At 59.6% G+C, this 12,943-nt stretch carries 17 protein-coding genes; 5 read left to right on the forward strand and 12 right to left on the reverse strand.

Going from position 1 to position 12,943, the window contains the following annotated elements; genetic code table 11:
- Positions 1-32: 32 nt before the first annotated feature.
- Positions 33-1,406 carry a class II 3-deoxy-7-phosphoheptulonate synthase gene (locus tag VL130_RS18490; RefSeq protein WP_325365311.1) on the forward strand — a complete coding sequence of 458 codons (1,374 nt, stop codon included), beginning with the start codon at positions 33-35 and terminating at the stop codon, positions 1,404-1,406.
- A gap of 54 nt (positions 1,407-1,460) precedes the next feature.
- Here VL130_RS18490 and VL130_RS18495 read toward each other — a convergent pair whose 3' ends face one another.
- Positions 1,461-1,790 carry a hypothetical protein gene (locus VL130_RS18495; protein ID WP_325365313.1) on the reverse strand — a complete coding sequence of 110 codons (330 nt, stop codon included), beginning with the start codon at positions 1,788-1,790 and terminating at the stop codon, positions 1,461-1,463.
- A gap of 220 nt (positions 1,791-2,010) precedes the next feature.
- Here VL130_RS18495 and VL130_RS18500 point away from each other — a divergent pair, with 220 nt between their 5' ends.
- Entirely contained in the window at positions 2,011-3,381 is a 1,371-nt protein-coding gene (locus VL130_RS18500; RefSeq protein ID WP_325365315.1) for an MATE family efflux transporter, read from the forward strand.
- Here the strand turns inward: VL130_RS18500 and VL130_RS18505 are convergent.
- From VL130_RS18505 to VL130_RS18515, 3 genes are read right to left on the reverse strand one after another with little or no spacing between them, the layout of a single operon-like run.
- Entirely contained in the window at positions 3,368-3,664 is a 297-nt protein-coding gene (locus tag VL130_RS18505) for a DUF1330 domain-containing protein (protein ID WP_325365317.1), read from the reverse strand. The two genes, VL130_RS18500 and VL130_RS18505, sit on opposite strands and share 14 nt — an antisense overlap.
- A 12-nt stretch (positions 3,665-3,676) precedes the next feature.
- A complete protein-coding gene (locus VL130_RS18510) occupies positions 3,677-4,006 on the reverse strand; it encodes a YnfA family protein (RefSeq protein ID WP_325365319.1) in 330 nt (109 codons plus the stop codon).
- Positions 3,999-4,907: a cobalamin biosynthesis protein CbiG gene (locus VL130_RS18515; protein WP_325365321.1), complete on the reverse strand. Its 909-nt coding sequence runs from the start codon at positions 4,905-4,907 to the stop codon at positions 3,999-4,001. Before VL130_RS18515 ends, VL130_RS18510 begins: the two co-directional genes overlap by 8 nt.
- Positions 4,908-5,064: 157 nt before the next feature.
- Between VL130_RS18515 and VL130_RS18520 the strand changes: the two genes are divergently transcribed.
- On the forward strand, positions 5,065-6,024 hold the full coding sequence (locus tag VL130_RS18520; protein ID WP_325365323.1) for a Gfo/Idh/MocA family oxidoreductase: 960 nt from the start codon (positions 5,065-5,067) through the stop codon (positions 6,022-6,024).
- Here the strand turns inward: VL130_RS18520 and VL130_RS18525 are convergent.
- From VL130_RS18525 to VL130_RS18555, 7 genes are all read right to left on the reverse strand, one after another.
- The gene (locus VL130_RS18525) at positions 6,005-6,160 is read right to left on the reverse strand and encodes a hypothetical protein (protein WP_325365325.1); all 156 of its coding nucleotides are present in this window, start codon (positions 6,158-6,160) and stop codon (positions 6,005-6,007) included. The two genes, VL130_RS18520 and VL130_RS18525, sit on opposite strands and share 20 nt — an antisense overlap.
- 181 nt (positions 6,161-6,341) lie before the next feature.
- A complete protein-coding gene (locus VL130_RS18530; protein ID WP_325365327.1) occupies positions 6,342-7,028 on the reverse strand; it encodes an NnrU family protein in 687 nt (228 codons plus the stop codon).
- A gap of 112 nt (positions 7,029-7,140) precedes the next feature.
- Positions 7,141-7,866, reverse strand: coding sequence for a hypothetical protein (locus tag VL130_RS18535; protein WP_325365329.1), 726 nt, complete (start codon positions 7,864-7,866; stop codon positions 7,141-7,143).
- A gap of 85 nt (positions 7,867-7,951) precedes the next feature.
- On the reverse strand, positions 7,952-8,647 hold the full coding sequence (locus VL130_RS18540; protein WP_325365331.1) for a hypothetical protein: 696 nt from the start codon (positions 8,645-8,647) through the stop codon (positions 7,952-7,954).
- 55 nt (positions 8,648-8,702) lie between these two features.
- Entirely contained in the window at positions 8,703-9,497 is a 795-nt protein-coding gene (gene xth, locus VL130_RS18545) for an exodeoxyribonuclease III (RefSeq protein WP_325365333.1), read from the reverse strand.
- 49 nt (positions 9,498-9,546) lie between these two features.
- The gene (locus VL130_RS18550; RefSeq protein WP_325365335.1) at positions 9,547-9,939 is read right to left on the reverse strand and encodes a VOC family protein; all 393 of its coding nucleotides are present in this window, start codon (positions 9,937-9,939) and stop codon (positions 9,547-9,549) included.
- A gap of 13 nt (positions 9,940-9,952) precedes the next feature.
- Positions 9,953-10,282, reverse strand: coding sequence for an iron-sulfur cluster assembly accessory protein (locus tag VL130_RS18555; RefSeq protein WP_325365337.1), 330 nt, complete (start codon positions 10,280-10,282; stop codon positions 9,953-9,955).
- A 112-nt stretch (positions 10,283-10,394) separates the two neighbouring features.
- Here VL130_RS18555 and VL130_RS18560 point away from each other — a divergent pair, with 112 nt between their 5' ends.
- Positions 10,395-11,558: a deoxyguanosinetriphosphate triphosphohydrolase gene (locus VL130_RS18560; RefSeq protein ID WP_325365339.1), complete on the forward strand. Its 1,164-nt coding sequence runs from the start codon at positions 10,395-10,397 to the stop codon at positions 11,556-11,558.
- Between the two features lie 157 nt (positions 11,559-11,715).
- Positions 11,716-11,943: a hypothetical protein gene (locus VL130_RS18565; protein ID WP_325365341.1), complete on the forward strand. Its 228-nt coding sequence runs from the start codon at positions 11,716-11,718 to the stop codon at positions 11,941-11,943.
- 2 nt (positions 11,944-11,945) lie between these two features.
- Here VL130_RS18565 and VL130_RS18570 read toward each other — a convergent pair whose 3' ends face one another.
- Positions 11,946-12,881: a GGDEF domain-containing protein gene (locus VL130_RS18570; protein WP_325365343.1), complete on the reverse strand. Its 936-nt coding sequence runs from the start codon at positions 12,879-12,881 to the stop codon at positions 11,946-11,948.
- Between the last annotated feature and the right edge of the window lie 62 nt (positions 12,882-12,943).

The raw sequence follows: 12,943 nt of genomic DNA on the forward strand, positions 1-12,943 counted from the left end.
GAGTTTAACCGGTTGAATGAGTAAATAGCGTTATGAAAAAAACATGGTCCCCCCAAGACTGGCGCTCGATGCCAGCCCTGCACATCCCGGATGATTACCCGGATACGCAGGCCCTCAAAGCTGTTGAAAGCGAACTGTCGCACCTGCCGCCGCTGGTTTTCGCTGGTGAGGCGCGCCGCCTGACATCCGCGCTTGGCAAGGTGGCTGAAGGCAATGGCTTCCTGTTGCAAGGGGGGGATTGCGCTGAATCCTTTAAGGAATTTTCCGCTGATAATATCCGCGACAGCTTCCGGCTGATCCTGCAAATGGCGGTTATCCTGACCTTCGCCGGCGGCAAGCCGGTGGTCAAGGTGGGGCGCATCGCCGGGCAGTTCGGCAAGCCGCGTTCGTCATCGATCGAGACCATCGACGGCGTGACCCTGCCGTCCTATCGTGGCGACAATATCAACGGCATGGAATTCACGTCCGAAGCGCGTATTCCTGATCCGCAGCGCCTGATCAAGGCCTATCATCAGTCGTCGGCCACGCTGAACCTGCTGCGCGCCTTCGCCGGCGGCGGCTATGCCGACCTGTACAATATCCACAAGTGGACGCTCGGCTTTGTTTCCGGTTCGCCGCAGGGTGAGCGTTATCGCGCCCTGGCTGACAAGATTTCCGAAACCCTGAGTTTCATGTCGGCCATCGGCATTACGCCGGACCGCCAGCCTGAAATCCGCCAGGTCGATTTCTTCACCTCACACGAGGCCCTGCTGCTCAACTACGAGCAGGCCATGACCCGCGTCGATTCCACGTCGGGTGACTGGTATGACACCTCGGCTCACATGCTGTGGATCGGCGAGCGCACCCGTCAGCTCGACGGCGCCCATGTCAACTACATGAAGGGCATCAAGAACCCGATCGGCGTCAAGGCTGGCCCGACCATTGAGCCGGATGACCTGCTGCGCCTGATCGATACGCTCAATCCGGAAGCCATTCCCGGCCGCCTGACGCTGATCGGCCGTTTCGGTTCGGACAAGGTCGGTGAGCGTTTGCCGCGCCTGATGGCGGCCACCAAGAAGCACGGTTCGCCGGTAATCTGGTCGATCGATCCGATGCACGGCAATGTTATCAAGGCGGCCAATGGCTACAAGACGCGGCCGTTCGACCGCATCCTGTCGGAAGTGCGCGCCTTCGTCGATATCGCGGCGTCGGAAGGCGTCCACCCCGGCGGCATGCACCTGGAAATGACCGGCCAGAACGTGACGGAATGTACCGGCGGCGCCTTTGCCCTGAGCGAAGAAGACCTGCGCGACCGTTACCACACGCATTGCGATCCGCGCCTCAACGCCGATCAGGCGCTGGAACTGTCGTTCCTAGTCGCTGAACGTCTGCACAGTCTCAAGACGGCCGCTTCCAAAGCTGCTTAATTGGATGATAAATCCAGAGAAAGCCCGGACATCGCTGTCCGGGCTTTCTCTGTTTCAGACGAGAATATCGACGGATTTTCCGGTCTTTTTCTCCGTGCCCTCACGCGCCTTTTGCTGGATTTCGCTTTCCATCTGTTTCTGGACCGCAGCGCGTTCATCAGGCGACATGGCGGCCAGCTTTTCCTTGGTCAGGTGGTGGGCGTTGAGCCAGGTGTACTGCATCTTTTCCGCCGGCGTCATCTTGAGGAACTTCATCAAGGTGGTTTCGGACGTGTCGGAGGCCGATGGCGCAATCTGCATCAGCGGATCGGTTGGGGGGGATTGCGTCTTTTTGGTTGAGCCGTAGGAAGCGGTAATAGGGGAAAAGGAAGAACCAATCTGCATGGGACGTCTCCAAAGGGCTGGGGAGGGATGGTTCTTCTGAACCTCTGGACGACAGCAAACAAGCAAGGCTCGTGCCGTGGCAAAAAGACTGAATTTTCAATTTGTTGCGAATGTGAAATAATTTAATGCGGTATTTTTTACCCGGCAAAAAGGGTGGCGAGGTGGAAACTGCCTTCTTCGGAAGATTGAATGTGATCACAAATTCGGCTACAGAGCGCCGATGAATACCCTGATCACCCGGATTGAACCTCAAACGAGGGCGGCGTTTGCCGCCCTTTTTCGACTGTCGTGGCCAGTGATCGCCTCGCGCGTCGGCGTCATGCTGATGGCGCTGATGGATACGATCATCGTCGGCCAGCATAGCTCGGCGCAGCTCGGTTTCCTGATGCTGGCGCAGTCGCTTTACTGGGTGCCGGCCATGACCTCGATGGGCCTCTTGATGGGCGTACAGGTCAAGACGGCGCAGTTTCTGGGCGCCAATGACCTGCACCGCATCGGCGCCGTTTTTCAGCGCGGCATGGCCTATTCGCTGACGCTCGGCACGGGCTTCATGATCCTGCTGCTGGTGGCGGGGCTGGGCTTTCTCGGTTTTGCGGTCACGCCAGAAATGGCGCAGGGCGCCAAGGTGCCGATCATCATTTTCGCTGTATCCATGCCGCTGTTCCTGCCGGGCATCGTCTGTACACAGTTTCTTGAAGCCCTGGGCCGCACACGCGATACCCTGATCGCCACCCTGTTGGCCAATGCGGTGAACGTGGTCTTGCTCCTGCTTCTGGTGCCGGGGCATGTCAATCTGTTCGGCGTCCATTTCGAGGGCGCGATGGGGGCGGCGACGGCCACCCTGATCGCCCGCGCCTTGCAATCCATAGGTTTACTGATCCATGTCATGTGCCTGAAAGAGGCTAGGCCGTTCGACCTGCTCGGCAAACAGGAGCCGGACCATCACGGTGCCGTCGAGCAACGCCATATAGGTTACGCCACCGGCGCAGCCTATTTCATCGAGGTCGCGGCCTTCGCCGGCATGACGATGTTCGCCGGCCGGGTGGGGGAAACCGAAGTGGCGAGTTGGGCTATCGTGCTCAATTATGCCAGCGTCGTTTTCATGGTGCCGCTGGGGCTTTCTGCCGGCTGTTCCGTGCTGGTCGGCAAGGCATTCGGCGCAGGTGATTTCGCCGCGGTAGCGCGCATGGGGCGGGTCAGCTTCATCTCGGCCTCTGCCTTCATGATCGGCGTGGTGATTTTCACCTTATTGCTGTCGGGTGTGATTTCGCGTTTTTACAGCCATGACGCACACCTGTTGCCGACCGTGCAGATGGGGCTTCTGCTATCCTGCTGGTTCTTCATCCCTGATGGCTTGCAGGTGGTGGCAGCGCAAGCTTTGCGGGCGCGCAAGGATATCCTGGCCCCGACGGTTATTCACTATATTTCCTACGGCGCGATCATGCTGCCGCTGGGCTTCGTCTTCTGCCTGACGCTCGGCTGGGGCGTGGCGGGTCTGATCTGGGCCGTGGCGGTGGCGTCTTTGATCTCCGGCACCTTCCAGACGGCGCGTTTCCTGTGGCTTGACCGGCGGGCGGCTAGGCCGGTTTGACACCATCGACCAGCAACACGCGATAGTCCGCGCCAAGCTGCCGGTGCTTCATTGCTTCCTGATAGGCGGGTGAGCCGTGCCAGGCACGGGCGGCGTCCATGTCGTTGAATTCGAGAATGACGATGCCGTCCGCCTTCAGGCCTTCCAGCGCTTCATCGGCGCCATAAAAGGCCAGCGGTCGCGGCGGATTGTCGCCACGCGCCTTGGGGGCCAGTTCGGCGTAGATCGCCATTTCGGCCGGATCAAGTATGCGGTCCCTGATCATGATGACATAGGCGGTCATTGTGGTGTCCTTTTATGCAGAGCGTGGTGCGAAGAGAATGGCTGCCGAACCGGCCAGGCAGAGGATCAGCCCCGCCAGATCCCACAGGTCCGGTCGTTGCTTCTCGACCAGCCACAGCCAGCCGATCGACGCTGCGATATAGATGGCGCCATAGGCGGCATAGGCCCGTCCGGCGGCGGGCGTATCGACCAGGGTCAGCAACCACGCAAACGCGCACAGGCTGATCGCGCCTGGGATCAGCCACAGCGGGGATTTTCCCAATTTGAGCACCGACCACAGGCTATAACAGCCGGCAATTTCGGCGATGGCGGCCAGAATATAGACGGCGAGGGGCTTAAACACCCAATATCCAGCCTTCTTCGGTGGCGGCGATTGCCAGATCGGCCTCGCTTAACCCCTTCGGCGCGGCGAACAGGGCACACAACTGGCCCTTGTCATCGGCTTCGGCCAGGGCCTGCGCGGCCAGTCGCACACCGGTGGCGTCCTTGACCTCGCCAGCCTCAGCCTCGCCATCGAACACGGCGGGATAGACCTCGGCGATCAGGGTGGAGATACCCGCAAGCGTTTCCGGATTTTGTATGCCGAAACCGGTTTCGAACGGCCAGATTTTCGCGCTGTCTCCGAGGTTTTCCACCAGGGTTTTAAAGGCGGTAATGCCGAGCATGGTCTGGCCCGCGACGACACCGGCGCCGTGCATCTGCCACAGGCTCTTGGCGACCTGGGCCTTCTTGTGCGCCTTGCGGGCGGCTGCCTCGGTCAGGCGGAATTCGGGGAAATCACCCAGCGAGTCCGGCTTGAGGGTGGATAGCCATTTTTGCGCGTCACTCTTGGGGCAGCCCCAGAAAGGGTAGGCCTGATCCGTCATCAGGCGGTTCATCTTGGCGGCCACCTGGAAGCGGTTGTTCTTGTTATCGGCTTTATCGACGACGTTTTTCGCCAGGAAGTCCCACATGCCGGCCCACGGCGCGCCCTTCAATTGCAGGCGTGCGGCGGTGCCACGCGGGAAGCCGAGCGCGAAATCGAGGCCGAGAAAAATCCGGTCGCCGCGCTTGTGCAGGTCGGCGAGAATACTCCTCAACAGGCTCATGGCCTCGGCGCGGGTCGCCGGATTATGCGACTCATAGGACAGACGGAAGCGGACATCGCGCTTCATCACGCCGATCCACACCGAGGATTCACCGGTTTTCTTGCCTTCGGCGGCGCTGTAGTCAACGATAACGTAGGCACCAAAAAGACGCGACACTGGCTCTCTCCAAGCAAAAAGTCTGTCCTTTTAGACCCGATGACCGTTGTGAAAAAGCGCTTTATGTCGCTTTGCACAATTTATGTCGTGTAATTTGTATTCCTTTTTTGCGGCGAAGCGGGTTAAGCAAGGCAGAACAACGGCAGAAGAGATTGTCATGACTAAAGTTTTGCGTGTGGGCGTGGCGGGCGCCGGTGTTTTCGGCGGGTATCACGCCAACAAATACAAGCAGGCTCAGGCCATCGAATTCGTCGGCATATATGATCTCGACAAAAGCCGCGCCGAAACTCTGGCGGCCCAGCATGGCGTCAAGGCCTTTGGCGGCGATGAACTGGCTGAGTTTCTCTCCCTGATCGATGCCGTCACCATCGCCACGCCCGCCTTCGCTCACGCCGGGGTGGCGCTAAAGGCGCTGGAGGCCGGCGTGAACGTCTACAGCGAAAAGCCGCTGGCCATCACGGCGGCGGATGGCCTGGCGATGGTGGAACTGGCGGCGGAAAAAGGGCTTGTCCTGGCCTGCGGACATCAGGAACGCGCGGTTTTCGAGGCAATGGGGCTGTATGATGTGCCGGAAACGCCGCTGCGTCTGGAAGCGGTGCGCAATGGCACGGCCTCGACGCGCAATCTCGATGTCTCGGTCGTGCTCGACCTGATGATCCACGATCTCGATCTGGCACAGACCCTGGCCGGTGTCGGCCCCGGCGGACTGACGGCTTCGGCGCGATACCGCACGGATGAGGGCTATGTAGCGGTCGGCGCCGATGAGGTCACGGCCGAGGTGGAATTCGAAAACGGCATGAAGGCGAGCTTCAAGGCCTCACGCATGGCGGAGACACGCGAACGCACGATGCGGATCGTTTATCCCAGCGGTGAGGTCAATATCGATTTGCTGAACCGCAGGTTCGAGAACAATACACCATTCAAACTGAATGCCGATTTCGCCGAGGCGGACATCGCCAAAGACCCCCTGGGCACCAGCGTGTTCCGTTTTCTCGATACGGTGCGTGGCGACCGTGAAAAGCCGCTGTGCACAGGCGAGGATGCCCTGAAAGCTCTGGAACTGGCCCTGTCGATCGATGCCGAAGTGACGCCGGAATCTACTGAGTCCGGCCTTTGAAGATAATGCCGAAGGTCAGGACACCGAAAGCGGCGGTCATCAGCCAGTAGGCATATTCGCTTATATGGGGTACGGTACGGAAATGCCCGATCAGGCTGGCCATGACCAGCGCCACGGCTATGAAAAATAACAACAAGGTAAAAGCCGAGAGCTTCATAATCGACGCGAACCCACCCACCTGAATTTTTCAGATCGCTATACAGGATGCCTACCTGTATAGCCGCATTTGTTCAAACAATTGTGATAAGATCAATGAAAAATTGGCGCATTGCGGGATGACCGCCCGACCAAGGGCAAATTTATCGCACCTGCGGTCATTAGATAGCGCGGATGGCAAAAATCAGTTCGTGGAGCGCGGTCATGGCGGCGAACATGGAAACGGCCAGCAGCATCCGCGCCACGCCCAGTTCTTCCGGCGCGAAGGCCGTCCGCCCTTCGATGATGGCGACAAACGGAATGATCGATGTCCGGCGCTTGATGGAGGCGTAAACGTCACCCATGAGGGCCATGCGCTTGCGATCTATGTTATTGGCGCCGAGCGCGCACAGGGCCAGCAGCGAGCCAAAGAAGATCCACGCCGCCAAATTGCCGTTGCAGATGATGTGGGTGAAGGCCCAGATGCCGATGCCGGCCAGGATCGGGTGACGTGAAATGCGGATAATACCATAGACCGTCTTGTCCGGCAGTTGGCGCAGGGCCAGCAGATTGGTTGGCGAGGGGGTAACGATGCCGACGACCACCAGCAGGAAGGCCAGGAAATTACCGAACAAGCCGATGACGCGCAGGAAGGTTTCGGATTTCCACAACACCACATTCATCGGATCGCTGAGGGCGAAACAGAAGGCGATGATCATCCAGGCCAGGCCGCCGATCGAGAATAGGGAAAAGAGGATATAATAGGCGATCCCGCCGATTTTGGCGATGATCTGGTCCTTCATCGTCGTGCCGCTGATCATCAAATGGATGCAGAGGAAGAAGGCGCACGCAAGTGCCAGGGTCCACATAAGAGCACTTTCCGACAGTCTAATAGTCTCAATTTAACAACGCCTAACACGACGCTCAGGGAATGGCCATGCGGAACGGGCGCAGGGGCGTGGAAAACTCAGGTAAGGCAGATCAGATATAGGGGATGATCGGCGCGTTCAGGACATCGCCTTCCTGTTTGGCTGGCAGCGCCGTATGGGCGGCGGCCGTGAGCATGGGCTGCGGTGCGGCCGGCGGCGCGGGAACGAAGTCGGCCAGACGTACAGGTGCGGCGGCCGGCGGCGCGCCGACCACAGGCTGGGGCGCGCTGATGGTGCGGCGCAGGACGGCCTCGACGTGGTAGAACCATTTACGGGCGTTATTCATGGCGGCGCGCGGCCCTTCGGCGCGGGCGGTCAGGTTATCGTGCGGGTCCCACAGCACCAGTTCGAAATCGGGATCGGAGGGATCATCGAAGATCAGGCGCATGGTGACGCGATTGACCACCGGCGCAATATTATCGAGCAGGATATGCTGGCCGGAACGCATCACGCGGCCGATCACCTTGTCATCGACGAAGATCTCGATGCCGAGCAGTTCGTGCATCGAATAGGGCTTGTGCGGTATCTTGCCGAAATTGCGTACGATAATGACGCGGTTGCCTTCGTAGGAACTGGCGGCGGCGGCTTTTCGTACCGGTTCGAGCGCCATGACGTCGGCCTTGTAACGGCGGCCATCGGCGTCGGTCAGGCCTTCGCGCAGTTCGTCTTCCAGCTTTTTCGGCTGCTCGACGCGTGAATCATAGAGGCGGTAGAGCACGACCAGAATGGCCAGCACAGCCGCTGAAAGAATGATGAGCGTGGGAAGATAGGTCGGCAAGGCGGGGTTACCTGTAGCGTATATTAATGTCTCAACAGGAAGTTAACCACGATTTTCGGGGCGCGTTAAGTGTTAAGCGCAGGGCCTACCGCTTTTCATCGCCGTAAGTGTCGTTTGTGTCATCGTCTTCCTCACTATCTTCCCAAGGCGGCAGGTCGCTGAAAGACGATTTGGTGTTGACTTGCGGCAGTGCCCTGCGCGCCGGTTCGGCCACGGCGTCCGCTTCATCAGGCGGGTAGGGCGAGCGATCCTCGGCCGGCAGACGCTTGATAACCGCGTCGATATGTGACAGCCATTTGCGGCCGATACGCACGGCCTCGGCGGCGGTCTTGGCGTGGACCGGATTGTGGCTGACATCGCCGAACAGGTTGACCTCGAATTCCGGCGTCTGCACATCATTGAACATCAGGCGCAAGGTCACTTTGGAGGCGTTGGCGTGGGTTTCGTTGAGCACTTTGCGGCTTTCGCCTTTTTGCGCGCGGGCGACGACGCGTTCATCGACGATCAGTTCGGCGCCTTCAATTTCGTCAAAGGCGAAGACCAGGCCTTGCGCGCCGGTATTCCACATGATGGCGAGGTCGCCAGCGGTGAAATCGAGACCGGCCGCCTTATGGCCACCGAGATCGTAAACCACGGCGTCGGCGGCCTTGCCCAGGGCCGCATTGAGGGCGCGCGCGAGGCGGCGCGAGGCCTCGAACCACCACATCAGGCCGGAGGCGATCAGGGTCAGGCCGATGCCAGCGAAGAGGAAATATAACAGAATACGCGCGGCATGGGCCATCGGAGATCACGCCTGAGGATTATAGCTAATGAACCCTTATTGTGACGTCTGCGGGTTAAGATTTTGTTGTCAATTCAACGACAACGGGAACATGATCGGAGGGCTTGGCCTCATCGTGCGACATGCCGCGCGCGGCCTTGTGGATAACGAGATCGAACAGGCGGTCGGCGGCCTGTGGCGACAGCAAATGGTGGTCGATGCGGATGCCTTCGTTCTTGGGCCACGCACCCGCCTGATAATCCCAGAAGGTATAGCGGTTGCCTTCGGGGGGCATGGCCTCAAAGGCATCGGTATAGCCGAGGTTTTTCAGGCCTTGGTAAGCGCGGCGGACGGCCGGCTGGTACAGCGCATCGTCAAGCCAGACGCTTTCTTTCCACAGGTCAGCCTTGGTGGGTATAATGTTGAAATCACCGGTTAAAATGGTCATTTCTTCAAGCTTTAGCAGAGCTTTGGCGCGGGCGTGCAGCCGCTCCAGCCAGCGCAGCTTGTAGGCGTATTTGTCGGTGTGGACGGGGTTGCCGTTGGGCAGGTAAATACAGCCGAAGCGGACCGGTTCAGGCGCTTCGATGACCGCCTCGATATAGCGCGAATGGTCATCGGCTTCGTCATCAAGGCCGCGGCGGATATCGCTCATCGGGTATTTCGACAGGATGGCGACACCGTTATAGGATTTCTGACCGTGGATGGCGCAATTATAGCCCAGCGATTCAAAGGCTTCGACCGGGAACTTTTCGTCGATGCACTTGATTTCCTGCAAGCCGCAGACATCGGGTTGCGCCTCCCTGAACCACTCCAGCAGGAGCGGCAGGCGGGCATTGACGGAGTTGACGTTCCAGGTGGCGAGTTTCATCCCACACTTTTAGGATGGCCGCTGGATTCGAGCAATAGCCAGAATGACGTCAGGTGAAGTCTTGTGGCGCGTCCGGCCGGGCCTGGCAGACATGCCACAATACACCCGCCGGATCGTAAACATAGGCCACGCGCAGCCCCCAGGGCTGCATCTTCGGCGCCTTCGGCGGCTGGACGCCGAAACGACCGGCCAGATCAAGACTGTCGATATGCGTCCACCAGGCGTCAAGGTCTTCGACCATCAACTGCATCATGAAGTTGTGCGCCCACTGTTCGACCCAGGCGTTCTGCAGGATAAATCCGCCGGATCCGCCGCATGAGAAGATTGCTACCTCGCTGTCGAGCCGTTTCTCGAAACCCAGAGCTTCGTAGAACGTCTTGCTGAGGGCGAAGTCTTTCGCCGGCATGAACGGTCTGGCGACAATGGCGGCGGGAACGGTCATGTGACGTCTCTGTCTACAGTGAGAAGCTTGTACCGCAGCCACACGAAGCGACGGCCAGCGGATTGAGAATCTTGAACTGCGAACCGACCAGTTCCTCGACGTAGTCAATCATTGAGCCAGCCATCAGCGGCGCCGAGATTTCATCGACCAGCGCCGTGGCGCCGTCAAAGGCGATCTGGCTTTCATCCGGATTGGCTGTGTCCGTCAGGTCGAGCACATACTGGAAACCCGAACAGCCGCCGCCCTCGACCAGAACACGCAACATAATCGGGTGCCCGGCTTCCTGGCTCAGGGCGTTCAGGTGTTTCGCGGCGGAGGCGGTGAGGGTGATATTATGGCTCATGATCGCAATATGGGCGCATTTGCCGGCAAAATCAGCCCCTCGCTTTACATTTCACAAAGATTTTTTAGGGAAATCAGTATAGCCACGGACCAAACGCTATAGCGGAGAGATCATGAAGCCCCTGGCCCCCTTTGCCTCCGATGTCGAAAAGAGCCTCGGCCGCCTGCATCCCGAAGCTGAAAGTCCGACGCGCACGGCTTTTGCCCGCGACCGCGACCGCATTATCCATTCGACCGCCTTCCGCCGCCTGAAAGGCAAGACGCAGGTTTTTGTCGCCAATGAAGGCGATTATTTCCGTACCCGCCTGACGCACAGCCTGGAAGTGGCGCAGATCGCCCGGTCATTGGCCCATTCTCTGAGCCTCAACGAAGACCTGGCTGAAACCATCGCCCTGTCGCACGATCTCGGCCATCCACCCTTCGGCCATGCCGGCGAGGATCAGCTTCATGAGTGCATGAAACCGTGGGGTGGTTTCGATCACAATGTTCAGACCTTCCGCGTCATCACCCGGCTGGAGGTGCGCTACCCGGCGTTCGATGGCCTCAACCTGACGTGGGAAACCCTCGAAGGCATCATCAAGCACAACGGGCCGGTCAGCCATCACATGCAGGAACCCTCGTGGAAATCCATCGTTGATTTCAATAATCAATGGGACCTGCGCACCGACACCTTCGCCTCGATGGAGGCCCAGTGTGCGGCGTTGGCCGATGATATCGCTTACAACAATCACGACGTCGATGACGGCCTGCGCGCCGAGCTTTTCACTATTGACGACCTGATGCAGGTGCCGCTGATCGGCCCGGCTCTGGCCTCGGTGCAAAAGGACTGGCCGGCGATCGACAGCCGTCTTCTGCGCCTCGAAGGCGTCCGGCGGATGATCGGCACGATGATGACCGATGTGCTGGCCGAGACCGCGCGCCGCCTGAAAGAGGACGGCGTGGAGACCGGCGAGGATGTCCGCATGGCGCGCCGCCAGATGGTGGCCTTCTCGAAGCCGGTTTATGACGATCTCTCCCGGCTGCGCGGCTTTTTGTTCGAGCGGATGTACAAGCATTACAGGCTCAATCGCACGCGCAGCCATGCCAAACGCACCCTGAAGGAGATGTTCGGCCTGTTCATGGAGGAACCGGACACCCTGCCGACGGACTGGTTCCAGCGGGTGTGCTCGAAGGATACGGAAACGGCGCGGGCACGGGTGATCTGCGACTATATCGCAGGCATGACCGACGCCTTCGCTATTGAAGAACAACGGCGTCTCTTCTCCTTTATCGGGTAACACACGCCCTTTATGAAATGGGGCAGGTAACCACGCTGCGATTTTGTGATTTCTCCCTCACCATGGCGTGGTTGGCGCGTGTGTGACCTTCTACAGGCGTTTCTTTGTTGTCGGTTTCCGGGCGTCCGCCTGACCCTTTCAATCAAGGAATTCCATCATGCGCAAGACCCTTATCCAATCCGCTTCCGCCGCCGCCCTGATCGCCCTCACCAGCACGCTGGTGGCCTGTGCGTCAGGCTCTGAAACCAGCACGACCACCAGCACGGTAACGTCTCAGGATGGCGCTGTCACCGGCGCGACGACCGAGACGACAACCAGTTCGGTTTCTCCCGACGGTACGGTCACATCTTCAAGCAGCGCCAGCAGCAGTTCGTCTGCCTATTGATCTCAGCGCGACGCCTTCTTGACCAGGAACATGGCGGCGTCCGCCTCGCTCAGCCAGGCTTCCGCCGAGGCCTGGGCGGCATAGGCGCGCACCCCGAAGGACCCGCCGGCCTTGAGAAAGAGGCCGGCGTATTCATAGGTGCCCATCATCAGTTCGGCCTCAAGCCGCATCGCTTTGATGCGTGATGATTTGAGGTCGGCATGGCGCAGCAGGATGGCGAATTCGTCACCACCGATACGGCCAACACTGTCGCCTTCGCGGACGCTGGCATTGAGCGTCTCGGCGACATAGACGAGCGCCGCATCGCCGGCGGAGTGACCATAGGCGTCATTGATGCTCTTGAAATCATCCATGTCGAGATAGAGCAGGCAGGCCTCTTCGCCATAGCGCCGGCAATCGGCCATGGCGCGATGCACCTCGCGCAGGAAGGCGCGGCGGTTGAGCGTCGGGGTCAGGACGTCGCTATCCGCCATGCCTTGCGCGCTTTGCAGATGCAGGGCCTGTTGCTGGAGTTGTTCGCGCAGGGATTCGTTTTCCCGCATCAGCGAATCGATCAGCGCCCGCGCCGGGGCTGGCCAATCGGGCTGGGCCACCAGTGACGAGGGGGAGGATGGGGCGGCGGCCGGTGTTGCCGGTACAAAGGCCGCATCCGTAGCCTGGGTGCCGAGAATATCGGCCGGGCTGGCGGCACGGGTTTCGCTCTGTGTGCTGCTCAGGGTATGGACCCGCTCGGCCTCGAAATGCGGCGCCTCAAATACCTTCGGATCAATGGCGTTGGATTCGAAATAGTGGGCGAGCAGGCTCTGCATCGAGGCGGTGGTGGCGCGCGCCGGCTTTTCCGCAACGCTCTCAGGCGCTTGCGGCGTAATCTCCGTCTTTGGATGATGTGAGTCCAGGCCCATGCTTTCCGAAAGTTTTATGAGGGTGGCGTTGGTCATTGAGCGTCTTATGAAAGCATGGAAGCCGGTCATGTGCAATGCACGGGCGCCGACATTATACC

It is taken from the genome of Asticcacaulis sp. (assembly GCF_035497195.1).
In the GTDB taxonomy this organism is placed as follows: domain Bacteria; phylum Pseudomonadota; class Alphaproteobacteria; order Caulobacterales; family Caulobacteraceae; genus Asticcacaulis.

What these genes read in the sequence shown, in the direction of transcription:
- VL130_RS18490 (WP_325365311.1), top strand. Translation starts at nt 33, where the DNA reads ATGAAAAAAACATGGTCCCCCCAAGACTGGCGCTCGATGCCAGCCCTG.
- VL130_RS18495 (WP_325365313.1), bottom strand. Translation starts at nt 1,790, where the DNA reads ATGCAGATTGGTTCTTCCTTTTCCCCTATTACCGCTTCCTACGGCTCA.
- VL130_RS18500 (WP_325365315.1), top strand. Translation starts at nt 2,011, where the DNA reads ATGAATACCCTGATCACCCGGATTGAACCTCAAACGAGGGCGGCGTTT.
- VL130_RS18505 (WP_325365317.1), bottom strand. Translation starts at nt 3,664, where the DNA reads ATGACCGCCTATGTCATCATGATCAGGGACCGCATACTTGATCCGGCC.
- VL130_RS18520 (WP_325365323.1), top strand. Translation starts at nt 5,065, where the DNA reads ATGACTAAAGTTTTGCGTGTGGGCGTGGCGGGCGCCGGTGTTTTCGGC.
- VL130_RS18530 (WP_325365327.1), bottom strand. Translation starts at nt 7,028, where the DNA reads ATGTGGACCCTGGCACTTGCGTGCGCCTTCTTCCTCTGCATCCATTTG.
- VL130_RS18540 (WP_325365331.1), bottom strand. Translation starts at nt 8,647, where the DNA reads ATGGCCCATGCCGCGCGTATTCTGTTATATTTCCTCTTCGCTGGCATC.
- xth (WP_325365333.1), bottom strand. Translation starts at nt 9,497, where the DNA reads ATGAAACTCGCCACCTGGAACGTCAACTCCGTCAATGCCCGCCTGCCG.
- VL130_RS18550 (WP_325365335.1), bottom strand. Translation starts at nt 9,939, where the DNA reads ATGACCGTTCCCGCCGCCATTGTCGCCAGACCGTTCATGCCGGCGAAA.
- VL130_RS18555 (WP_325365337.1), bottom strand. Translation starts at nt 10,282, where the DNA reads ATGAGCCATAATATCACCCTCACCGCCTCCGCCGCGAAACACCTGAAC.
- VL130_RS18560 (WP_325365339.1), top strand. Translation starts at nt 10,395, where the DNA reads ATGAAGCCCCTGGCCCCCTTTGCCTCCGATGTCGAAAAGAGCCTCGGC.
- VL130_RS18565 (WP_325365341.1), top strand. Translation starts at nt 11,716, where the DNA reads ATGCGCAAGACCCTTATCCAATCCGCTTCCGCCGCCGCCCTGATCGCC.
- VL130_RS18570 (WP_325365343.1), bottom strand. Translation starts at nt 12,881, where the DNA reads ATGACCAACGCCACCCTCATAAAACTTTCGGAAAGCATGGGCCTGGAC.